The organism is Paenibacillus sp. FSL M7-0420, from assembly GCF_038002345.1.
GTDB lineage: Bacteria > Bacillota > Bacilli > Paenibacillales > Paenibacillaceae > Paenibacillus_AQ.
On record NZ_JBBOCJ010000001.1, the window covers coordinates 2,211,816 to 2,236,947 of the forward strand.

At 51.4% G+C, this 25,132-nt stretch carries 12 protein-coding genes; 8 read left to right on the forward strand and 4 right to left on the reverse strand.

Going from position 1 to position 25,132, the window contains the following annotated elements; all coding sequences use genetic code 11:
* Window positions 1–511: 511 nt before the first annotated feature.
* Entirely contained in the window at window positions 512–2,416 is a 1,905-nt protein-coding gene (locus MKX51_RS33175; RefSeq protein ID WP_445321993.1) for an acyltransferase, read from the reverse strand.
* 172 nt (window positions 2,417–2,588) lie between these two features.
* Between MKX51_RS33175 and MKX51_RS09310 the strand changes: the two genes are divergently transcribed.
* The 3 genes from MKX51_RS09310 to nspC all read left to right on the forward strand — a co-directional run bounded on the left by MKX51_RS09310 (window position 2,589) and on the right by nspC (window position 6,296).
* Window positions 2,589–3,425, forward strand: a complete 837-nt coding sequence (locus tag MKX51_RS09310; protein WP_340992146.1) for an AraC family transcriptional regulator — start codon at window positions 2,589–2,591, stop codon at window positions 3,423–3,425.
* Between the two features lie 508 nt (window positions 3,426–3,933).
* Window positions 3,934–5,133, forward strand: a complete 1,200-nt coding sequence (locus tag MKX51_RS09315; protein WP_036702452.1) for a saccharopine dehydrogenase family protein — start codon at window positions 3,934–3,936, stop codon at window positions 5,131–5,133.
* 26 nt (window positions 5,134–5,159) lie between these two features.
* On the forward strand, window positions 5,160–6,296 hold the full coding sequence (nspC, locus tag MKX51_RS09320; protein WP_340995576.1) for a carboxynorspermidine decarboxylase: 1,137 nt from the start codon (window positions 5,160–5,162) through the stop codon (window positions 6,294–6,296).
* Between the two features lie 177 nt (window positions 6,297–6,473).
* Here nspC and MKX51_RS09325 read toward each other — a convergent pair whose 3' ends face one another.
* Window positions 6,474–6,608 (reverse strand): hypothetical protein, encoded by a 135-nt coding sequence (locus tag MKX51_RS09325; protein WP_340992147.1) that lies wholly within the window; start codon window positions 6,606–6,608, stop codon window positions 6,474–6,476.
* Window positions 6,609–6,780: 172 nt separating this feature from the next.
* Complete coding sequence (locus MKX51_RS09330) at window positions 6,781–8,313, reverse strand: stalk domain-containing protein (RefSeq protein WP_340992148.1); 1,533 nt, start codon at window positions 8,311–8,313, stop codon at window positions 6,781–6,783.
* 192 nt (window positions 8,314–8,505) lie between these two features.
* Here MKX51_RS09330 and MKX51_RS09335 point away from each other — a divergent pair, with 192 nt between their 5' ends.
* Complete coding sequence (locus tag MKX51_RS09335; protein ID WP_339313515.1) at window positions 8,506–9,129, forward strand: deoxynucleoside kinase; 624 nt, start codon at window positions 8,506–8,508, stop codon at window positions 9,127–9,129.
* Window positions 9,126–9,779: a deoxynucleoside kinase gene (locus MKX51_RS09340; RefSeq protein ID WP_340992149.1), complete on the forward strand. Its 654-nt coding sequence runs from the start codon at window positions 9,126–9,128 to the stop codon at window positions 9,777–9,779. Before MKX51_RS09335 ends, MKX51_RS09340 begins: the two co-directional genes overlap by 4 nt.
* Window positions 9,780–9,872: 93 nt before the next feature.
* Here MKX51_RS09340 and MKX51_RS09345 read toward each other — a convergent pair whose 3' ends face one another.
* Window positions 9,873–10,562, reverse strand: a complete 690-nt coding sequence (locus tag MKX51_RS09345) for an SDR family NAD(P)-dependent oxidoreductase (RefSeq protein WP_340992150.1) — start codon at window positions 10,560–10,562, stop codon at window positions 9,873–9,875.
* 154 nt (window positions 10,563–10,716) lie between these two features.
* Between MKX51_RS09345 and MKX51_RS09350 the strand changes: the two genes are divergently transcribed.
* From MKX51_RS09350 to MKX51_RS09360, 3 genes are all read left to right on the forward strand, one after another.
* Complete coding sequence (locus MKX51_RS09350) at window positions 10,717–11,304, forward strand: TetR/AcrR family transcriptional regulator (RefSeq protein WP_340992151.1); 588 nt, start codon at window positions 10,717–10,719, stop codon at window positions 11,302–11,304.
* A gap of 353 nt (window positions 11,305–11,657) precedes the next feature.
* Window positions 11,658–17,246 carry a hypothetical protein gene (locus MKX51_RS09355; RefSeq protein ID WP_340992152.1) on the forward strand — a complete coding sequence of 1,863 codons (5,589 nt, stop codon included), beginning with the start codon at window positions 11,658–11,660 and terminating at the stop codon, window positions 17,244–17,246.
* 27 nt (window positions 17,247–17,273) lie between these two features.
* The gene (locus tag MKX51_RS09360; RefSeq protein WP_340992153.1) at window positions 17,274–25,052 is read left to right on the forward strand and encodes an S-layer homology domain-containing protein; all 7,779 of its coding nucleotides are present in this window, start codon (window positions 17,274–17,276) and stop codon (window positions 25,050–25,052) included.
* The last annotated feature ends 80 nt before the right edge of the window (window positions 25,053–25,132 follow it).

The following is a 25,132-nucleotide window of genomic DNA, read 5'->3' on the forward strand; positions in this document are numbered from 1 at the left end:
GTTGAAAACAGCATACATTGTGCTGCAAGCAGGCATATGGATCAAATGTATGTGGAAAACAGCTTACATTGTGGTGGCACGCAGACGCATGGCCCGAATGTATGTGAAAAACAGCATACATTGAGGTAGCACGCAGGCGCATGGCCCAAATGTATGTGAAAAACAGCATACATTGAGGTAGCACGCAGGCTTATGGCCCAAATGTATGTGAAAAACAGCATACATTGTGGTGGCACGCAGACGCATGGCCCAAATGTATGCGAAAAACAGCATACATTGAGGTGGCACGCAGACGCATGGCCCGAATGTATGTGAAAAACAGCATACATTTGCTGTCGCGCAGGTAATCTCATTCACCCGCAGGGTGATTTTGTTCAAAGAGAATTGATATGCTTCGCGCTATACATTATCCTTCTATTTCTCGCTGAAACGGTACCGCCTTTAAAAGGACGACACAGCCGTTTCCACTTGTGCGCGTAAGTTCTGGCACCTGTATGAACGCCAGTCCCGCTTATACGGATAACAAGAAGGCAGGCTCCAGGCGGTGTACTCCCTTAGGGGAGTAGCCTAGGGCTGAGCTTAATCCGCACAAGTCCGCCAACAGATAGATAATGCTCAGCCACATCTCGGTGCCCTGCAGGCCGGTATCCTGCTGCCGGGACAGCTGGAAGGCGAAGCCGCGCTCCGGAACCCAGAACTTCAGCACTTCGCTGAGCAGCTTCTCGGCCCAGGCACGGATCTCCGCCTGCCGGTAATCACTCTGCTTCTGGCAGAGCCAGAGCGGATGAACCACATCCAGCACGTTGCAGGCATTCAGCAACTCCGCCCGGAAGAAGCGGCGATCCCGGCTGTGGGCCAGCGCGGTATCGATGCTGCGCTCCGGGTACGGCAGGGGCAGACCGAACTGGGCGTAGGTAGCGCGGGTAAGCCGGTAAAAGCCGTTCACCGGCTGCAGCCAGCCCTCCTCCGCAGTAGGCAGACCCCACAGCCCGGAGTCCCGGCGGCAATGCGTCGCCAGCCAGCCGAACAGATCATCCGGGCGCTTGCCGGAGCCGAAGGACTTCAGATTGTGATACAGGCCGGTAGTATAGCAATCGATCCAGTCACCAGCGCCCCAGGCATTGTCCGCCCATGGCAGACTATTCAACTGCTGGTACAGTGTCACGGTATCCATATTCTCGGCCACGGCAACGGGGTAGGGCAGAGCAGATCCTAACACCTCCAGTGCGTAGCCTGCTGCAAGAAGATGATACCGGGAGAGATGATCGGATAATAACGCGGGCTGGTCATCCTCTCCAGGCGGAGACCAGGGATCGGGCAGCAGTCCTGTGCTGCTGTCCTGAAATCCCTGCAGCTTGGCGATAAGCTCCTCCCGGGTCCAGCCGGGCGGCAGGCTGCCGAACATGCCTGCGATCTCCACGGCATCACAATATGCTCTAAGGGTCCGCTTTGAGCCCGGCCGGTCCCGGAACAGCTTCTCTCCCTCTATCGTTTCCGAGTACAACTCCAGCAGGGGAACAAGCTGTTCCCGTACCTGTCTGCCGAAGTCAGCGAGTTGCCGCGAGCGCATCATGCGAGTCTGTCTATCCTCTGTAACAAGCGTTGTCTCCCCGCTGCCAGCAAGCAACGTCTCCACCGCGCCCGCATGACCGGCAGCATCTGCCACTTCATGCACTGCGCCCGCGCTCCACGCAGGGGATTCCCCTGCATACTCCTTCCTCGCTGTCACCGAGTCCATGTGTACCGCCCCCTCGCTCCACTCTGCGGGACTCCCTGTGTCTTCCTTCCTCGCCAACGCCGCTTCCTCCTTCTGTCCCTGCGGCACGGCTTCTGCCGGGGAATCCCCGGCCAGCCGGCTGCGGATCAGCCTGGCCGGATTGCCGCCGACAATGCTGTACGCGGGCACATCCCGGGTCACGATGGCACCCGCCGCAACAATGCTGTGCGACCCGATCCGCACTCCGTCAAGAATCACGGCATTCGCCCCGATCCACACATCATCTCCTATGACAATGCCCTTGACTGTCAAAGGCTGGCGGAAGACCGGAACATCCGTCACAGCATAGCCGTGATTGAAGCCGTATAGACTTGCATGGGAAGCGATCCGCACGCCATTTCCCATGGTAATATCGCCTGACAATATGCTATAGCTGTTCATAGAGCAGTCGCTGCCTGTGACCAGCCGTGTGCTGCGGATAATCGCACCTCCTGCAATGTAGCTCCGGTCGCCGAGCGCCAGCTGATCCGGCAGCACGATGGCTTGCGGCGAGACGAAGCAGGCTTCTCCGAAGGTGCAGGGATAATCCGCAGCAAGCTGCTGCTGGTGGCGGTCCTGCTTAAGCCGTTCTTGTTCGGACAGGCCAATCCAGGGCATGTAATCCAGGGCTTGTACCGGGGTGGACAGGGTTTCAGTCATCTGGTATCTCTCCTTCATCATTCCAGCCGTTAATGTCCTAAGTGTAGCAATGAATGCAGGGGAGTGGCATGGTATAATGAACAGAATTGGCATGTCAAAAACGCTTCGAATATCCCAGCCCGGATTGAACTCATTCCGGTAAATGGCAGGCCGAGAAACGGAGGAGCTGTACATGGAGGAGATTCCGCAGAATCTGGTGATGGATATCCACTGGATTCATGATAAGATCACCTTCCCGCACTGGAAGGATATCCGTCAGAATAGACATGTACACAGTCTGTACTGGATTCAGGAGGGGGAGGGTGTGTTCCGGACAGACACAGAGGAGCATACGGTGTCGCCGGACATGCTGTTCTATTTGCGGCCGGGCCTGTCCATGGAGATGAGCAGCGGAGGCGGGGAGCCGCTGCGGATCACCATGATCCTGCTCTCGCTGTATACATTGTCTCCGTCTGCGGACAATCAGGGCAGGGTGGAGCCGCTTCATGCGCTGCCCTTGCCGTTCCGCCTGAAGCCCGGAAGGGAGCCGGGCAGACAGTTGGGTCAACTCTTCCACCGGATTGCTGACGGCTGGGTTCCCGGAAGTCCCGGAAGCCAGCTACAGACTCAGGCGCTGCTCTATCAGCTTTTGCATGAATTGCTCCAGGTCCGGGCCATTGACCATCCAGACCGTGGACAGGGCTATGAACTGTTTGTACGGATGAAGGAGGAGCTTGAGCGGCGCTACAGTGAACCCTTGCAGATCCATGAGCTGGCGGTGCGCTACGGGATATCGCCCTCGTATGTACGCAGCCTTTTTCAGCAATATCTGCACAAGAGTCCCAAAGGGTATTTAAGTGAAATCCGCTATGAGCATGCGAAGAAGCAGCTGCTGTACACCAGGCTAACCCTGAAGGAGATTGCGGCCGCCTGCGGGTACAGCGATGAGTTTCATTTCAGCAAAGCCTTCAAGCAGCTCAGCGGACAGCCGCCGTCTGCCATGAGGTTCCGCGAATCCCGCAAAGGCTAGGCACGACAGAGGTATGGGATAGAGCGGGTTACGCATAATAAAAGGATGGACCGGATCAGAGTAGTCAACACTGGGCGGCGGCCTTTACAATGATCAGTTAACGGCAGCGAAAAACGGGTAATTTATTATTATGTGTCTCATTGGCACTTTTGTCCGGCTGACCTTGCTTAAATTTGAAATAAATAAGTTGAACAACACCGCTGTTGTGATATAATTATCCGGTTGGCCTGATGCACTGGAAATGGACGGGACCCCAAGCTGTTTTCCATTCGGTTAAGGTTAAAAGCGAAGGAAAACGAAGGATTTCAGTGCAATGAAGTGAATTACAGAGTATTAATGTAGAAAACTGCAGATTTTACACGGAAGATCACAGTTTTTGTCGGATTTTATTGATTTATTAAGAAAGTTTCTGTATAATCAGCGTTGTTGATTTTTCATAGGATGTAGCCTGTTCCAGAGCAGCAAGGCTAATAACTAATAACTTAAGCATAATTAGGGGGTTATTATTTTGGGAAAAGCGTTAATTATTGGCGCTGGCGGTGTAGCGAGCGTTGTTGTTCATAAATGCTGCCAGAACCCGGATGTATTCGAAGAGATCTGCATTGCCAGCCGTACGGTGTCGAAGTGCGATGCGCTCAAGGAGAAGCTGGACGGGGGCCTGACTAAGATTTCTACGGCCAAGCTGGATGCTGACAACACGGAAGAAGTCATTGAGCTGATCAAGAGCTTCCAGCCGGATGTCGTGATTAATGTGGCTCTTCCTTACCAGGATCTGACGATCATGGATGCCTGCCTGGCTACCGGAGTGCACTATGTGGATACAGCGAACTATGAACCGCAGGATACGGCGAAGTTCGAATATTCCTGGCAATGGGCTTACAAGGAAAGATTCGAGAAGGCCGGAATTACGGCGCTGCTCGGCAGCGGCTTTGACCCTGGCGTAACCGGTGTGTTCACGGCTTATGCGCAGAAGCATTATTTTGACGAGATTCATACGATTGATATTGTAGATGCGAACGCGGGCGACCATGGTTATCCCTTCGCCACCAACTTCAATCCTGAGATTAATATCCGCGAGATTACTGCGAACGGACGTTACTTCGAGAATGGCGAGTGGATTGAGACAGCGCCGCTGTCCGAGAAGAAAGTATACGATCTCCCGGAGATCGGCCCGAAGGATATTTACCTTTTGTACCATGAAGAGTTAGAATCCCTGGCTGTTAACATTCCTGGCGTGAAGAAAATCCGCTTCTGGATGACCTTCTCGCAGAACTATCTGACTCACCTGAAGGTGCTTGAGAATGTCGGCATGACTTCTATTGAGCCAATTAATTACGAAGGTAAAGAGATTATTCCTTTGCAGTTCCTGAAGGCCATTCTGCCTGACCCGGCTTCCCTGGGACCAAGAACCAAAGGTAAAACCAATATCGGCTGTATTATTCAAGGAACCAAAGACGGCCAGCCCAAGACCTATTATGTCTATAATGTCTGCGATCACGAAGAGTGCTACAGAGAGGTTGGCTCTCAGGCCATTTCCTACACTACCGGCGTTCCTGCGATGATCGGGGCAATGATGATTATCAAAGGCATCTGGAACAAGCCGGGTGTACACAATATCGAAGAGTTCGACCCAGATCCATTCATGGATGCTCTTAACAAACACGGCCTGCCTTGGCAAGAAGATTTCTCGCCGACGCTGCTGGATTAAGGCGTATGACCATGAAGAACAAGGACATCGATATTGATATCAGCAATCTGCCGTCCCCTGCGTATCTGGTGGATGAACGGCTGCTGACGAAGAACCTGGAGACTCTGAATTATGTGCAGGAGAAGAGCGGAGCCAAGATTCTTCTTGCGCAAAAAGGCTTCTCCATGCACGCTATGTACCCGCTGGTAGGCAAATACCTGCATGGCGTAACTTCCAGCTCCCTGTTCGAGGCCCGGCTGGGCTTTGAGGAGATGGGCAAAGAGGTCCATGTCTATGCACCGGCTTATGTAGACCGCGAGTTCGATGAGCTGCTTCGCTACAGCGATCATATGGTGTTCAACTCGTTTGACCAATGGAGCCGGTTCAAGCAGCGCGTGCAGAACGCGCCGAAGCAGATTAGCTGCGGGATTCGCGTCAATCCGGAGTATTCCGAGATTGAAGTGCCGCTCTATGATCCTTGCTACAACTTCTCCCGCATGGGCGTAACCCTGCCGAACTTCCGGCCGGACGAGCTGGACGGCATTGACGGCCTGCATTTCCACACGATGTGTGAGCAGAATTCGGACACGCTGGAGCGTACGCTTAAGGTCGTAGAGGAGAAGTTCGGCCAATATCTGCACGGTATGAAATGGCTGAACTTCGGCGGCGGGCATCATATTACCCGTCCTGACTATGATCTCGACACCTTGATCAAGTGTATTCTGCACATGAAAGAGACTTATAATGTAGAGATCTATCTGGAGCCGGGCGAGGCCGTTGCCTTGAATACCGGTTATCTGGTTGCAACGGTACTCGACACCATGCATAACGGCATGGATATTGCGATTCTCGATACTTCGGCGGAATGCCATATGCCGGATGTGCTGGCGATGCCTTACCGTCCGGGCATTATCGGGGCCGGAGAACCGGGCGAATTCGCCCACACCTACCGGCTGGGCGGCATGACCTGCCTGGCGGGGGATGTTATCGGCGATTATTCCTTCCCCGAGCCGCTGAAATACGGCGACAAGCTGATCTTCACCGACATGGCGCATTACTCCATGGTGAAGAACCACATGTTCAACGGCGTCAACCTCCCGGCCATCGCTTCTTATAATGAAGCAGAAGGCCTCAAGGTAATCCGCGAGTTCGAATATAGTGACTTCAGCGGCCGGTTGTCTTAACGAATAGCTGCGAATGAATATATAGATGCATAATAGAAGCGCCCCTTCAGCTTTGGCTGTTGGGGCGCTTTTTGGGTGCGCGGATAGGCAGGGGGAGCTTGCTTGATTGGCAGCCTGCGATATTGCCAATTTGCTATTTTTCTGATGAATCTCCGCTATATCCCCGCTAATCAGTAATTAGTCCTGTTCACCGTTCACCGTTACTTTCCCGGTGCCGCGCTGCTTTACCTGCCGCTGGAAATGCTGCAATAAATGCAATAATGCCGCCGCTGATCTGCCGGTCTGCGCGAAATCCTGCACAAAATTCAACAATATGCTGATCTCATCCGCTAATCCACCGGAAATGCTGCAAAAACTACAACAATGCTTAGATTAGTCCCCTAACCAGCCAATAATCCTGCATTTAGTGCAACAATGGAGGTCGGAGAGAACGCTATATCATGGGAGATAGCCCGTTTTGCTCTTTTATGGGAGGAAGACCTTCTTACTTCATACTAATCGCAATTCTGCTCTCCTGTGGCAGCCAGTCAACCTTCGCCCCAAGCTGTTCGCTGATGAAGCGCAGCGGCAGGTAGACGGTGCCATTCACTACAAACGGCGGTGTTGCCAGAGTGACGCTTTTATTATTTACGGTGGTGGCTCCGTTCACGGTCTTGATGACGATAGTTAGCGGAGTTTTGTCGGCAGCGGTACCGGTAATCGTTACTACTTTGTCCATGGAATAACCGATAGTAGCTCCCATCTTGGTGAACAGCGAACGCAGCGGAATGAAGTTCTGTCCGTTACGGGTGATGACACCGTTGGTGAAGGCGATGGATTCGCTATTCAGGGTAACAGAGATCGGCTTCTGCATCGGGACCGGCTGCTTATAGCTGAATTCATAAGTACCGTACCCGAGCTCAGCATTCTTGTTCACGCCCCAGCCCCAGAGCGTGCCGTCATTCTTCTGCATAATGACATGTCTTCCGCCGCCTTTTATCGACTGGATATCGGAAGCAAGCAAGGTGAACTTTGCATTCGGCGACATAAGCTCTGCTGCAATCGAAGCTGCATAGACCTTGCCGTCTGAGGTCAGGGCGACAATAGATTGTTCAACGATGTAGGCATCGGTCACCTTGCTGATTCCTGAGAAGACAACCGGAACGGGTTCATCCTGATATGTGGTTCCATCCGAATATCCGGTGACCGTGGAGCCCCAGAACCATAGACGGGATTGCTTGTCAATCGCGAGCCGGCTGCGCCCGTTGTTGTACAGGGCCCGAATATCTTTTAAGCCGGAGAATGGAGTTGCAGTTAACTGGGCCGGGTCACTATAGGTTTCCGGTAAATAACTATCCTGGTCCGGCCAGGTCCATACGCTGCCATCCTTGCTGAGCGCATAATTCTGTTCGAGTTGCACAATATCCTTCAGATTGGGGACTGGTGTAAAAGTGGCAAGTTCGTCAATGCTGGTCCAGACCGTCCCGTCTGTCTTCAGGAACAGATAACGCTGCCAGTCGCTATCCTTATTGTTAAGCTTATTGCTCTCGTAATATTGAGAGATAGCTGCAACGTGATCCAGGCCCGGAACAGGCGCAAACGGTGGGGTCGTATTATCGTCAGTTGACGTAACTGAAGTATATACCGTACCCTCTCCGGTGACTGCTAAATGACGCGGGTATCTGCTTTGGAAATTGCTCATTTCCTTCAATTCCGGTACAGGCGTAACTTCGATGGCCATAGTCCGGGCATTGCTAGTCCATTTCCAGACCGAGCCATCCTTGGTGGTTACCAGCGCACCATTCCATAGCGGGAAAGAAGCCTGTACATCACTTAGTCCATGTACCTGTGTAGGTACAGACTTCGTCTCACCCCAGACCCACAGGCTCCCGTCATCCTTAATCAGATAATCGGGTCCGTAGGAAGCGATGCCGGAGCCACCGCCACTAGCTGCTGCTGTTGCAGCCTCGGGAGTCCCAACAGTCAGACACGCCGTCAAACCCATCACCATGCTCACTAGCAAATTTCTTTTTTTCATCAAGATATCCTCTACTCTCTTTAGGAAATTACTGAATTAGGTAAATAAAAGAATATATTACCTTGAATATAGACGCTGCTTGTCCCTGAAAAGTTTCTTTGAAAATTAACCGTTCTTGGCGGCGCTCCTGTGGTACAATAATTTAGTCTGTTTTTTTGGAATTGTCCGTACTTGAGGAGGAAATTAGCGTTAATGAAACATGCACCTTTTATAGCCGTGGAAGGCCCGATTGGAGCCGGTAAAACCACCCTCGCCACGATGCTCGCCACCGAACTACAGCTTCCGGTCATCAAAGAAATTGTTGACGAAAATCCGTTTCTGGACAAGTTCTATCAGAATATGGACGATTGGAGCTTCCAGCTGGAAATGTTCTTTCTCTGCAACCGGTTCAAGCAGCTTGAAGACACGACTGTGCAGTACATAGATCAAGGGAAGCCGGTCATTTCGGATTATCATATCTATAAGAATCTGATCTTCGGGGAACGTACACTGAAGGGATCGAAACGGGACAAATACCGGGAGATCTATCATATCCTGACCGATGATTTCCCCAAGCCGAACATTATTCTGTATATCCGCGCGGATCTGGATACGCTGCTGGCCCGGATTGCCAAGCGCGCGCGTACGTTCGAAGAGATCATTGCCCCTGCCTACCTCCAGCAGTTAATTGAGGATTACGACGATGCAATGGCATCACTGGCCCTCCGCGAACCGTCCACCGTAATCGTCACGATCGACGGAAACCAGGTGGATTTCGTGGAGAACCCGGAAGACTTCACCGCCATCGCGGAACAAGTAAAGGAGCTTATGAAATGAACAGTTACAATATCCCGAACAATGCCATTATCACTGTGGCCGGAACCGTAGGCGTTGGCAAATCGACGCTGACCGCAGCACTGGCGGAGCGCCTGGGCTTCCAGACCTCACTGGAGCAGGTAGATCATAACCCGTACCTGGAGAAGTTCTATCACGACTTCGAGCGGTGGAGCTTCCACCTGCAGATCTATTTCCTGGCGGAGCGCTTCAAGGAGCAGAAGAAGATGTTCGAGCTGGGCGGCGGTTTCGTGCAGGACCGTTCGATTTATGAAGACACCGGGATTTTCGCAAAAATGCACGCTGATCAAGGCACCATGTCCCCGACGGATTATGCTACTTATACCAGCCTCTATGAAGCCATGGTGATGACGCCATACTTCCCGCACCCGGATGTGCTGATCTATATTGAAGGCAGCCTGCCTTCGATCCTGACCCGGATCAATGAGCGCGGGCGCGAGATGGAGATCCAGACGGACGTCTCCTACTGGGAACATATGCACGGCCGGTATTCCCAGTGGATCAACGAATTCAGCGCCTGCCCGGTGCTGCGCCTGAACATTGACGAGTATGATGTGAAGGACCCGGCTTCCATGTCGGAGATTTTGACCCGGGTCAGCGCGATAATTAACCGGACTGCGGTGGGGAAATAAATAGTTAGAGTGAAAAAGCAGCACCAGGGGTTGATCCTGGAGCTGCTTTTTTGATCCACCTTCCTGCAATGAGGCCAGATCCATCACAGAATGTTAAAATACAATGGTTTCGGGGGTTACACCCTGGGGATATTCTTCCTCCCATACGGTTTTGTCCATATAGGCTTGATACCACATGTCGCCAATCACATCCGGATCATTGATTGCGCCAGTACCCGACTCCTTAATCAACAAGCCTAAAGAACGGTGACCAACAAAAATGCCTTGAGCAGCCAATGAAGTATGAAGATTAGCTACATAATTGCGCAGTCCTGAAAGAGCAATACCGATATTCCCCATCAGTGGGACGGGATACATGGCAGATAATCCTGTGGTAAAGAGTATGGAACCCTCTTTCTTAGCGAGCATATCAGGGAGAACAGCATTGACAACTTGGATGGCACTGACCACATAGGCCTCAAATGAGTCCCTTACATTCTCTACTGTTAACTCCAATACAGAGGTAGGAGGATAGTTGCCTGCTGTAGGACTGAATTCCAGCACATCAATCTGGTCATACTGTTCTTTAATATTGGTGATCGCCTGTTCAATCTGTTCTTTACTGAAAATATCCGCTATGAAATAAGAGGCCTCAATACCCTCCGCTTTCAATTCATCCACCATTTCTTGCAGCTTTGCGGCGTTTCTTGCGACTAATGCCACTTGGAAGTCATTTTTTCCAAAGCTTTTCGCAATAGACATTCCTAATCCCTTACCTGCACCAATGATCGCTAGTGTTTTCATATCTGATTCTCCTTTTATGAATACGTGAGTGTAATTGACAACTATAATAGTAAAATATACAATTATAATGCTCAATGGTTGATATAATGCAGAATGACATTTAAACATCATTTTATATAAATTTGACTATTATTTATGAAGGAGTGGCTTATTATTGGGTAAGGATAAGGTGGATCTGCGTATTCTTAAAACGCGAAAAGCGATTAAGGAAGCCTTCTTGAGACTAGTGCAAACCAAAGGCTACGAACGAATTACTGTACAAGACATTGCCGACGAAGCGATGATAAACCGAAACACATTTTATTTACACTATGTAGATAAACCTGAATTCATGGACAAGTTATTTCAGGAGAGCGTACAGAATTTGAATGCTTGCTTGAGCCTGGAGGTGAGCTCGATCCATGAGATGGACAAGGATATGTTCGGTGCAATGATAAAAACGATTTTCGACAATATTGATGCAAACATGATATTCTTTAAAACCATGCTTACTCAAAACATCCAACCCAACTTCTCCATATATTTAAAAGATGCTTTTAAAACGTTCATCTTCGCCGGAATCGGCGATTATCACCACGATGAAAAGATGAAAATTGGTCTCGAGTACATGATATCGGGATTGGTAGGTGTGATTTGTCTATGGATTGTTGAACGAGAGAATTATAAAATGGATGGCTTTATCGAGCATCTGAGTGAAATTCATTATCACAACATGGTTGACTTGTTGAAGAATACTAGGTAGCAAAACAACACCAATAAACCGCAACTGAGCCGTTCTCAGTGCGGTTTATTTTGCTTTTCAGACATTTTCTCTTAAAAATTCAGGACTTTTTTCGTTTTCCGAGTGTATTAACCCTATTTTGGGGCGTTTGACGCAGCTTTTGTCGAGATTTGTTAAGAGTTTGTTTAGAGCTGCCTGATAGAATAAACGCAGATATGAAAAAATAGGTAGTTTATAACTAGTATTTTTTGTCCACGGGAGGGCAGGGCGAAAGGAGAATGCGGAAGCATAGGGAGTGAATCTTAGACTACAGCGAAGCTTGCTGCATGCCGGACAGGAAATGATGAACGAATAAGGGGGAGCACCAATTGTTAATGAGCAGGAGATTGAAGAGATATACCTCGTTAAGCTTGATTCTTAGTATGTTGTTATCGTTAATGCCCAGTTCCTTTAGTGGACTGGCAGAGGCTGCGGGTGATGATTTTGAGGTCACGTTTCCAAACGGACAACATGTCGGAAATCTAAGCTACCCTGCGGACAATACGTTTCTTAACTTTTATACCAAGGTTGACGGTTTTGTCCAGACAGAGACAAGTGCAAATGCCAAATATGATTGGGCCAAGGGCGATATTTTTGCCGGTGTCAATGATAAAAAGACCACGGTTCGATTCCAGGTTAAGGTAGCAGACAATCCGATTCTAAAAAATATGGCCGAGAGCGGACATGCGGAGATGCTTACAGGGTTCGCTGTGCTGCGGCGTCACTCCGGGGTCTTCTGGACGCGCCATTCTGAAATTACAGTAAACATCGACGGAAAAGATATTATCAATGAACGAACCGGCAGCAGCCAGCGGTATAACAAGTCGGCCAAGGCCATCATCAAACCTAATTCTGTTATTACCATTAGGGTCTGGGGTGAAGGCGATGACGACGGTGAAGCAGCCGGTGTACGCGGATTCTACCTCAAGTTCCAGGATCTCAAGCGTCCGGTCATCGATAACTATACCTTTACAGGCAATGGTGCAGAACGGCTCAACGAGAAGATTAACCAGAAAGAGCTGTATGTCAAAAGAGATGAGAACATCACACTCAGCTACAACTTCAGTGAGCCGGTCAGACCGACTTCAGTAGTGAAGGCAAATTCTGATTATTTCCTGCGGCACAAGCTCTTTGTTAATGATGCTCTAACTGGACTGCCAGCAGCCGGACAGCAGCAGTACCTGCAGAATATATCGTTCAATGAGAATAATCTGGATTCCTACCAGAAAAAAATTGCCTACAGATATACGGGAGTTCCTTTTCACAACAGCGGCAATAATCCGCTGAGACCGTTAATTACTGGAGGAACCACCGGCGGAGCGCAGATGGATCTGTCGCTGGATAATAAATTGAAAGAAGCCGTGCTTAGCGATGCGGCAGGCAATAAAGCGGTTGTCAATCTCAACACCGTGCCCAGCAGCGGCAGCAATGCCTGGCTGGACAGGAAAAGCGGGAACCCGTTTGACTTCGACCGGGGCGGCTTCCGTGTCATTGTCGATGCCGTGCGTCCGAAGTATTCCAAGACCAAGAACGGCATTCAGCCGGAGATTCTGACCGGAGTTACGCTGAATAAGGGAGATGTGATTGACTTCACCCTCCAGATGACGGAAGAGGCGATTGCCAAGACCGGCTGGGATGAGAAGAAAACCTTCATCCTCTTCAATAACGGCATGAAAGCCTATTATGTTGCAGGTCGGAATACACCAAATTGGAGCTTCCGCATGACTGTGCCTGATGGCAAAACTGTGGAAACCCCGCTCCTTAAGGCTGTTGCTATATCTAATGATGCCAAGGGCGGCAGTGAGCCTATCCAGATGGATACCGATGTTATCCAGGATTACGCAGGGAACCTGATGATTCAGCCTGCTAACTACGATGGAATCCATAAAGAGGAAATTAAACCTTACGGCAGTGATGATTCGCTCGCCAACTCCAAGATTGACTGGGCGAACCTGTTCATCGACAATACGGAGCCGGTGATCGGTTACCGGTTCGAGACTGGCGGCGCTACTGATCAGGAGTATGCCAAAAAAGGCAAGGTTACAATTGACGCCAACGATCCTTCCATTAAAGTACCGCATCTTGATCCTACCGTCCCTGACCGTGGTACGGAACGGCCGAGCCGCGGCATCTACCGCCCTTCCAACATGAGTGCGGAAGCTTCTCCTTCTGTGGGCCTGGTGTACTACTGGTGGAGCCAGGATAAGGCTGATCCGTTCGCCGGTGTAGCCGGAGATCATTATGCAGCACTCAAGCGTTACGCACTCTCCGCCAAGCAGCCGTCGGATGAGCTGTATCCCGGAGAATTCGAGAATATAGAGCTGTCGGTAGTGAATAACAAGACGAACCTGCTTGCTCCTCCGGCGGAAGCCTTCGAGGAAGGGAACAGCGGGGAGTGGTACCTGCATACCTGGACTGCCGATATGTCCTGGGATTCAGCCAGAGAATTGATGCAGCATGAGAAGAAAGATGTATACAAGAAAACCCATCAGGCGCAGTACGATGCTTGGATAGCAGAAGCGCCGGGTGAAGAGGCAGATAAGATCTTCTATGCCGACAATCAGGCGCTGGCCGCCGTTGGACAATACGGCGATAAGAGTGTCTGGCCGCTTAAAGATTTCAAGAATGACGACTCCAACTGGAAGCATGAAGTAGGAGTTCTGAAGCTGGACAACCAGGGACCTGCCATTACATTGGCAGGCGAGGATACCGCAACGGTACAGGCCCTCGTGAAAGACCCGCATAGCGGAGTCAGCAGTGTACAGTATCAATGGGTGAAGGACGGGGATTCCCCGGCCAGCGGGAAGTGGGCAGATACGCCATACACCGGTTCGACCGTAACCCGGTCTACCTATGAGGATATTGATGAGGACGGCTCGTACTGGCTCTATCTGAAAGCACTGGATAAAGCGGGCAATGAGACGATCAAGACACCGCAGGAAAGAGCGGTGGTTGTAAGTTCTGAGGCGGCTATTCCGACAGAGTTCACACCAGAAGCCAATCCTAACTATGTGAAAAGTCATGATGTTACGTTCCGGATCAGCGGTGTGCATCCCGATTATGCGGGCTATGCCATCAGCGACAGCTCGCTTCGTCCAAAAGATAGTGATTTCACCGGACTGGAGGTTTCCGAGTCATCCGGCATATCTCCACTGGCTGATAAAAGTCTAATTGAAGACGGTTCGGAACCGGGTGCATCTGGTGCCCCTACAGAGCCAAGTCCTCCGGTTGAGCCAGAAGTTACAGCAAGCATCGGGCCGGTGGCCCTTATGAAGTTCTTGTCCTCCGGGCCGTCAGCGCCTTCGCTGACCCCGCTTGAACCGGAAGAGACTCCGGCACCGGATAACAGTGCTGAGCCGGTAACGACTCCTGCTGCTTCGGCCGAAGCAACTGAACCGGCAGTGACACCTGCGGTTTCGCCAGAAGCATCTGAACCGTCGGCGGCACCGGAAGCCAGCCCCGATGCCAAGCTGGCAGCCAAGGGTCTTGGCGCTTCTGTAAGTGAAGCCACTTACAGCTATGTCATTCCTGCTGATAAATTAAAATTGAACGGCACGCAATACATTCATCTTATGGTGAAGCACAGCGACAAAACGTACTACTACTCGAAGGCTTATTATTTTGATAATGAAGCACCGGTAGTATATTTCAGCCCTGATTCAGTTGCTTACCCGCTGCCGCTGCAGAAGACGAAGATCAGCGTGTCGGAATTCTACAGCAAAACAGGACTGGTCAGCAAGTATCAATGGGTCAGACAAGATGCAGGTGCAAAAGTACCTACAGAGTCTTCTACCAAATGGGAAGATGTTCCGGCAGGCGGCTCAGTATCCATCGACGACAAATCGCTGGATGCAGGAGAAATCTCTGAGTTCCGCTTATATGTACTCGCGGTTGATGGAGCTGGCAACAGCACGATCAAGGCAAGTGCAGGAACCTTCAAGGTCTCGGCAACGACCAAGCCGGATGCGCCGGTGTCGGATGCCAAGTCTTCTCTGATCTATCTGTCCGGTGATGCAGCGGACGGCTACACAGCCATTATGAAGCTGAGTCTCGAAACGGAAGACAAGACCGGTTACGAATATTCAGTCTCACCGGATAACGGAGTGAGCTGGCTGAACTGGAAGCCTTATACGAACTTCGTAGCCGTGAAGGTTCCGACGAGTAAGGCTGAGGAGCTTCAGGTGTGGGTCAAGTACAGAACGCCGGGCGGTCTGATCAGCAAGCCGGCCCAGCTTGAAATCAAGCTTCCTCTTACTACCGTACAGCCGGTCTATGCGCTTGCTTCACTCAGCGTGAACAGCCCGGTTAATGCCAAGGTTGGTGCGGATATTGAGATTACGCTCCCGCCGGGTATCCGTGTAACGCCTTCGAAGATTAACCCTTCGGTGCCTGTGCGGACCGGCAATTCATTCAAGATCTACGAGAATGGTTACTACAGCTTCGATCTGACTGATCTCAGTGATCCGGACCGGACAGATACTCTATATCTGGTCGTGAAGAATATTGACGGTACTGCTCCTGAAGGAACCGTTGAATATTCATACATGGAGAGTACGAACGGTAATGTGGTTGCCCTTCTTCAGAGCACCTCTGAGCCGGTGACGGTTGTGAACAATGGCGGCAAGACAGCCTACACCTTCACGGAGAACGGCAAGTTCGAATTCGAAATTAAGGATGCTGCCGGAAATGTCAATAAGGTTGAAGCAACGGTTGCGAACATTAACAAGGAAGTGCCTAGGGTGAAAGTTGTCCGTTCCTACCAATATGGCGAGAATGGAAGCCAGACCTTCGGCACCCTGAAGGATAATAGCGGCAATGTGCTGTTCTCCACAGGTGTAACACTTAACGTAGAGAAGGCAGATGCATCGGCTAAGGCATTCAATGTCATCAGTGCCGATAAGAGCATTACACTCATGGAGAATGGAACGGCTTCATTTACTGTGGTGGATGTGTACGGCAATACGACAGTTATCAAAGAGAAAGTAACCAATATTCTCTCTGCGCCGCCGGTACCGGACAAAGTGGCCTATACCTTTGTAGATGCCGAAGGCAAAGCGGTTCCGGCCGATCAGATTGTTACCATCGGCGGACAGAAATATGCCAAGGGCAAAGTGAAGGTCACGCTTAGCGGCACAGTAGCTGCCCCTAACCAAATGTTCTCAGGCGTAAGACCTATTTCAGATGGAGCCGCGTATACGAACCAGATCAGTAAAGCGGATGGAACGTACAGCTACTCGCGTGCTTTTGAGAGCAGCGGATCAGCGGTTATTGCGATCTCGGATCTGCTGGGCAATGTGAACAAGGTTCCGGTGACCATAGCCGGACTTGATAACACAGCGCCTGAGCTGACACTGAACAAGGAAACCGTAGGAATTGTTCAGAACAAGAAAGACTTTAGCTTCCGTACGGATCTCGGCGGGTTCACCGTATCTGATAATGTATCGGCTGAGGCTAACGTGAAAGTATCGGTCAGCGGGCTGGATCTGAGCAAGCTTGGACGCCAGCGCGTAGCGTACACTGCAGTTGATCAGGTAGGCAATAAGTCGGTGGTCTATCAGGATGTGGTGGTCGTGAAGGACGGCGGATTGCTGGTCTTCGGTAACGATACCTTAATCTCGGCTTCATCCGGCGAATCCGCATTGTTCAATACCAACACCATTACCTTCAAGGTATCCGGCTTCAACCTGATGAAGGTAGGCGGAGTAGACAAGGTCAATCAGGCAGGAACGTTCGATATTCTGTATTACCCTGGTCTGTACCGCGAAGGACAGCTGAAGCTGGTGAAGCAGAAGCTGACCTATGCTGAGCTGGTGAGCAGCAATTTCAAGGTCACCTTCCCGAAAACAGGCTGGTACACCATTGTGGTGAGAACCCAGGAGCGGGACCGCGAATTTGCTACCTTCTTTGTCGGCAATCTGAAATAGTTGAAACAAGAACAGGGGGAATACTTGGTGAAGTTGTTGAAACGCACAGTAGCGGTAATGCTCACCTTAATCATGGTATTTCTGTCCACCTCCGAGAGCTTCCATGCTCTCGTCGAGGCGGCCAGCAGTACCAAGACAACCATGATCCAGAATGACTTTATTAAGGTCACCGTGGATAACGAGACGGGCCGCTACGGCATTCGCACTGTAGAGGGTCAACCGATCCGCAAGAAAGATAATAATGTTAACCTGCTGTTCCAGGGTGATGACCCGGAGACGTCGTTCACGACGTTCCGGATCGATGGAACGGATTATATTTACGGCAATAAATACAAGTTCGACAGCAGCCATTATTCTGAGACTACTGCACCTAAAGTGGTAGAAAATTCAAATGGCACCAAGCAGCTGGAGATGATCTGGAAGATTAAGGGCGTAGAGATCAAGCAGATTCTGATGCTCTACACCGACAGCAAGGATGCTGTGAATTCCGGTAACGTCAACATCCGCTATGAAGTGAACAACAAGAGCGGGGCGCAGGTGCAGATCGGCAGCCGGATTCTGCTGGATACGATGGTCGGCGGTAACGACGGGCCGCAGTTCCAGATTGGCACAGCCTACAAGTCACCGCTGCAGGTAGAGCGGAAGCTGGTGCATAATCCGGAGGACGATAAGGGGATTCCCTTCGAAGATAGAGCTTACTTCAAGATTCCTGCTTATTGGGTGATGCGCGACAAGCTGGATCTGACGAATCCTCAGGCAACCAATGTGGTGGCCTACGGTTTCAATAACTTTGCCGAACAGAATATTAATATTGTGGATGAGATGATCGTCGGGCACTGGAACGGCCTGGCGAATACGAAATGGGATTATAAAATTAATCCGAATCTGGACTTCACCAGAGATACCAATGATTTCGGTACGGCGGATTCCGCCGTTGCCTTCTACTGGAACCCGGAGAAGCTGGCACCGGGAGGCTTCCAGAGCTTCGAGACCGTATATGGCCTGGGTGAACTGACAGCCCCGGATAAAGTGTTCTCGATCCGTTATGTAGATCAGGTTCAGCAGCTGGCGACAGCTTCGCTGGGAACGGGGGAGACCGTTCCGTCGAAGTATGTGGATAATGGTGTCTTCACGATTACAGCCGAAGTAGAAAACTTGCAGGCCTACAATATGGAGCACTCCAAGATTGAAGTGGAGATGACGCTGGAGAGTGGTCTCAGCTTCGTCAGGCAGGATGAGTTGGGCCAGGATGTTAAGGATGCCAATGGCAATCCGGTCCTGGAGAATTCCCGCAGCAAAATGCTGGAGTTCAAAAAGTCAGCCACACCCGACGAAGCAGCCATGGGCATTGAGCCGAAGTACAAGCCGGGTGACGCGATTACCGCGACCTTCCGCGTTCAGGCCAAAGGCAGACCTTGGCCGGTTACCCGGGAGTATATGATTTCCGCGAGAAGCCCGGAAACACAAGGCAAAATCGAAGGCGTGAAGGATGAGGGCATCAAAGCCCAGTATGAATCGACTCGTACCAACTTCATTCTCCTGCCCCCGGTAGGAGAAGCGACAGCTACGTATTCCTATGCACTTGCTCCGGCAGAGCTGTATAGCACAGATGTGAAATATCTGACGGTCAATCTGTCGAATATTGAAGCATACAATACAGGCAATGCAACGACTGCTCCGAACTTTGATCTGTACCTCAAGAATAAAGCAGACGGTAACCGGTATAAAGTCAATGTCCAGGATGCAGTGGTGATGCAGCCGACGGATGACGGATTCTCCGGCGCCATGCGGATTACGTACCGCGGCGGTGATCAGGTGGATTCAGGCGGCAATGTGCTGGAAGCCGGGCTTGGACCGGAATTGCCGCTTGGTGAATATCAGGTGGAGATTGATTACAAAGGCGACGCCGGAGGGGACGAGGAAGTAGCGGCTCTATATGATATGACGACTCCGCAATCCTTCCTGGTCACCGATAATAACGACACACGAATCCGTGAGGCCGGAGTGATGGCGGTCTATAAGGAAGCTGTAGATATCAGCGGCCTTGCGAACGGTGCTTCGGTAAAGGATGAGCTGGTGGATCAGCTGAACTCTCTGTTCCCGGGCAAGCCGTTCAAGGACGGTTCGTTCCTGTACAAGGCTGTTACCGAATATAAGAAAACCAAAGCCTTATTCGGCGCAGCGAGCAAAGCGGTTGATCCGAAGTTCGATATCAGCGAATTCATGGATGATGAAGCGCTGAAAGAGACGCCAATGTATGCTTACAAGCTGTTTGCAACGGAAGAGGACTTTGAGGAATTCAAGGAAGAAGCGGAAGCCAAGGACCCGGAATTCGACCGTGAGATTCTGGTTACCGTCCGCGGCATGATCAAGCAGGTGGGTACAGGTGATGAAGAGCAGGTCATCGTGGATACCAAGACAGAACCGGCCATTATTAATGATGCTGTAGCTTATAAAGGTAAAGATCTGTCTTTTGTACGCGGCAAGCTGGATATCTTCGGCAACACCCTGCCTGGCGATCTGCCCTTCCTGGATACCCTGTTTGTCAAGGGTGAAGGAACGCTGAGCGTAGCGAGCAGCGGATTCGTCTTCCATAAGGGCGAATGGACGCTCGACTTCTTCAACGGCTTCAACAAGTCGCTTGGAGAAGAGGACTTCGATCCGACGAAGGAAAAAGAGGAAGAAGATAAGGGCAAGGATGACGATAAGAAGGACGAGAAGGGCAATGACGGCAATCCGGAAGACGACAGTCAGAACGGCAGCCTGAAATGGGCCATCGGCGGTGTAGGTGACAGATTGAACCCGCTGCGCCAGATCATGATTGAGGATGTGTACTTCAACAAGCAGTCTTTGTTCGGGGCACCAAGCTTCTCGATCGACGGCTTTGGCTTCTCCTTCAATGACTTCATTCTTAGAGAGAATGGGATTTCCTTCGGAGGCTCGCTGTCCCTGAAGATCATTAACTCCGAGATCAAGAATGTCATCTTCAACAGTGCCGGCTTCTATGGCGTCGATGCCTCACTGGGCTTCGATCTCAATCAGGAGATGGGCTTGTTCGGACCGGATAAGAAGAAAGATGCGAATAAGAAAAAAGGCCCGGATGCTCCTAGCGGCAAGGTTACGATCAAGCACGCTGTGCAGGGCAAGGGGATCGGTAATGAATACGGCCTGGAGTTCGCAGCACAGCTGAAGAATATGATGGGCGTAGAGATTGAATTCTCGCTCAAGAAGGTAAAGGACGGCCGGATTCTTCCGGATGTCATTGCCTTCGGGGCAGAGCTTCCGCAGCCGGGTATTCTGGTGACGGGTGCAACTTATCTGACAGCCATACGGGGTGCAGTGCGTGAACTGGCGGATACGATTGCCGGAGGTACGGCACAAGATCCATTCCCTTTAACCATTCAAGCAGGCGTAGGCATGCGGTTCGGGATTGCTCCGGCGTATTTCTTCGGCGATGTGGACCTGACGGTGAAGCGCACCGGCCTTAAGGTGGAAGGTAGGCTGGATTTCGCCGCCAAAGCCGATGCGGAGAAAGATGACCGGCTTCCAATGCTGACCAAAGCGCTGCTCGAAGCGCAGTGGGTAACCCCATGGTTCGTGCGCGTGGAAGCAGAGATGGATATCGGCGGATGGGATATCATCATCGGGAAGGCTGGTATCTTCGTCGGACAGAATCTGGAGAAGAACCGTACGGATTTTGAAGGCTATATCAGCTCCAAGGTGCAGATTCCGAACGATGTACCGGTTGTGGGAGGCATGCCGCTGTCCAGTATGTTCCTTGGGGTCAACAATGACAAGGTCTGGGGTAGCATCGGCATTCTGCTGATCTCCTTAGGCATTACCTACTACTGGAGTGGGGGCATTGAATTCGGTACTTCTACAGATCAGCTGCCGGAAGGTATGATCCATCTGGTGGTGGATGATCCTGAGCTTGGACCGCGTCTGATGGTGATTGGGGCAGGCGTGCAGACGCTGGCCACATCCAAGGTGGCTTCCGAGGAAGAGAATCAGGAGATTATCTACCGTGAGGTAGAAGAAGGCGTTAAATATGTCGAGAACGGCTCGATCAATGTCGGCGTAGGCGGCATTACGGTCAAGAACGGCGGCAGAATCCATGAGATTCCGATGGACGGCGTAGCCGGCAATGCCATCATTGAGATGGAGTACAGCAGCAAGGAAATGCCGGAATTCAAGCTGCAGGATGCATCAGGCAAATTGTATCCGGTGAAATTCGATAACACGAACACTGATCCTACAGCAAATGCTTTTACACAATATATTCCTGCAAGCTATAAAACAGATAATGGGTCCAAACTCAGCAGCGAAGTGGACATTCGCAGAGCATATATCATTATTCCTGAGAATGAAGCCACAAAAGGCGGCACTTGGAAGCTGACAGCCGTCTCGGCGGTTGACACCAAGCTGTTGAACGTTCCTACCCTGCCTACTCTGGGTGAAGTCAACCTGGCGAAGGACAGCTCGAATGCGAATAAGTTCACAGCCTCCTGGAAAGTCGCCAACGCAGCCGAAGGCGATACAGTGAACCTGTATCTGGCAGAGGATGCGGTGACAAACCGCAAGGAAATGCTGAATGGTCAAGAGATTCTGCAGACGGGTGATCCCGGTATGCTGATCGCCAAAGATGTACCGGTCGGCGCAGGCGGCTCGGTCAGCGGCGGAATCACGAGCGGCAGCAAAGTGATCGATGTAACCAATGTAACCTTGATGGGGAACCCGGAAGATATCCGCGGGCTGCTCAGACAGGGCAACTATTACCTGCGGGCCGAGCTGAAATCCAGCTCGAACTTCGGGACGAAGACATCGCCGCAGCGCTTTGAGATCATTGATCCGCTTGCACCACAGAGTGTCAGTGATGTCATTGTTGAGCCTGCCGGCAACGGATTGTTCTCACTCTCCTTCAAGCCGGGAGCGAAGAAACCGGGACACAGCGGCTACGAGCACAGCTATGTGGTCGATGCGAAGCTGGATGATGGAAGCAAACTGGGTGAATATGCTCCGTTTGGAGAGCTTTTGTATACCGAACAGGAGCTTAAGCCTTACTGGAATGCCTCCACAGGCAAATACGAAGGTCTGTTGATTGGCGGCTGGAAGGCTGTATCTACAACAGATGAAGTCTATAAGGGCAGCCTTGAAGGCTCAGTGATTGATCTGAGCAAGGTGAAATATGTCGGCCTGGAAGTGAAGAAGAATTACGTCATCGGCGTCAGTGCCGCAACGGTTCCAACCGAGGATGCCGACAAGCATCAGAACTATCATTATGCCGAGCGGCGTGAGAGCAGCAGCACCTTGCTGCCGGTTCCGAATCTGCCGAAGCTGACGGTATTGAGTTCATCGGGGACGGTAGATGCCTCCTCCGGGAACTACGTGAACCTGTTAACGAATGAAACGAAGCAGAAGCTGACGCTCTCTTCAGGTCAGTCCAATGTGACGGTGGAAGCATTCTATGCTGACAAATCCATTGGGACTGTAGCCCTGACGAACAAGGCCGGCGGCGGAAGCGAAGGCACCTTGAATCTAGACCAGTTCCAGACGGACGGTCCGTATGCGATTGAACTGAGAGCCAGAAATACGGTGACTAAGGATATCTCAGTGACCATGCTCTATCTGACGGTAGATACGATCGCACCGGTCCTGTATCTCACAGAGCCGGTAACGGGCGAACGTACTGCACAGGGTGCCGTTCGTGTAGCCGGAACGACAACTACGGGAACGAAGCTAAGTGCAGTTTATACCGTGAGTCAGTTGCAGTCTGACGGCAAATACAAAGACAAGGTCATCTCCAAGGAGCTTACGGTAGATCCGAAGACGGGAGATTTCAATGGAATGGTGGAAGTGAATTCTGAGGAGCCTTCAGTGGCGCTAAGCATTGTCGCAACTGACGGTGCTACTAATCAGAACACAGCCATTGTGGATATTACGAATGCCGGATTCAAAGTACCGGTTGCCCTGGTTCTCAAGGGGGCGGAGACGCTGACGCCGGGTGCGGCAGGCCAAATCCAGGCTTATCTCAAGGTTTCGGATGGCAAGGACGGGAATGGCAAGCCAATATTCAAAGAAGAGCCGATTACCGGTAAGGATCTGGCTAATCTGACTTATGAAGTGGCCGTAGGCGATTCGGTATCCCTGTCGGCACAAGGCAATGTTACTGCACTAGCTACAGGCTCCAGTCTGATTGAAGCCGAGTATAAAGTGTCTGAGGGTGTTACGCTCAAAGGCATGGCTGTGACGACTGTAGCTGTCCCTGAATCGAACGATTTGGGTACTGTGCAAGCTGTATCCTCTCCGATTAACGGAGACAGCAACCATACGAAGATTACGGTGACTTCCGCCGGAGATATGACTGGACAGCAAATCGCTTACAAGGTCTTCTCGTCGGGTCCGGCAGAACTGAAAAGGGATGACAATGTAAGCTCATGGAGTCTGCTTCCGCTCGATGGTATCGTGTCCGCTCATCCGGGCGCCACTGTTGTGCTGGCCAAGCGTACCTCCTTGGACAAGCTGGTTAGGGCTTCCGGCAGTGTAGCTGCATCGGTCTGGACCAGCAGCGGTTCAGGCGGAGGCGGCGGTGCTGGCGGTGGTGGCGGAGGCGGTGGTGCCGTACCGGGAGTTGTTGAAGAACAAGCACCGGAACAGGCAGCCCGGATTACCGTCAACGGGCAGGCCGTGACAGCAGAGTGGGATGGACTTACAGCTATCGTCCGGATTACGGATAAAGAAGCTGTAGCAGGCAGTGACCTCACAGTAAGCTCCGCCGATCCGAATGCCAAAGCATTCAGTATCCGTGTAGACCAGAGTGTGGTTCAGCAGCAGCTGAGCGCGAAGAAGAAGATTGTGATTGAAGTTCCAATGGGACAACTGGTGATTGCTCCTGAGAATCTTGCAGGTGTAACTGCCGGACTTACTATCGGTATTGGTGCCAACAGTGCTGCCGATCAGCAGGCTATGAAGGCTATCGCCGATCAGCAAGGCTTCACTCTGATGGGGGCTGGCCAAGGTGTAACGGTGAACGTTAACCTGCCGAAGGGCAGCTGGACGCCGGCGCTTGCAGCCAAGATTGCCATTCCTGCGCCGCTTGCGGCCAAGGAAATTACAGCCATGGTGCTTAAGGATAAAGACGGCAACTGGACAACGGTACCGTGGAAGCTGGACAGCAGCGGTACAGCAGTGAATGTACAGCTGACCGGTGAAGGCAGCCTCTTCTTCATCCGTAACCTGAAGACCTTCAAGGATATGCCTTCAGGCTGGGGCAAGGAAGGCATCGCAGCGGCATCTGCCAAGCTGTTCGTGCTAGGGAAATCTGCGGAACTGTTCGATCCGTCAGGTAAAGTGACCCGGGCAGAATATCCAACCATTCTGTTGCGTGTTGCAGGTCTGATGAACAAGCAGGCAGCTTCGGCAGGCTTCAGTGATGTCAGCGCCAGCAGCTGGTATAACCGCAGCGTCTCCATTGCTACAGAGCTGGGTATTGTCACTGGTCTTGAAGGCGGCAAGTATGCGCCTAAGGATACGCTGACAAGAGTTGAAGCGATGACGATGCTCGGAAGATTGCTGAATCAGGTGAATCCGGGCAGTGAACTTAGCGAGGACGAAGTCACTTCGATCCTCAGCGGTTTCACTGACAAGGGCAAGGTTCCGGCATGGGCAAGACAAGCAGTGGCAATGAGCATCAAGAACGGCATTATCCTCGGGGAAGGCAACAAGGTGAATCCGTCCAGTCCGCTTACGCGTGAACAGGCGGCAGCCATTGCCATCCGCCTGGATCAGTTCATTACAGCCAAGCAATAACTAGGATGTGCCCGTTCGCTCGCAAGCGGGCGGGCACACTCTGCTGGGAAATCCCTAATCACAATACTATTCAGGTGGTG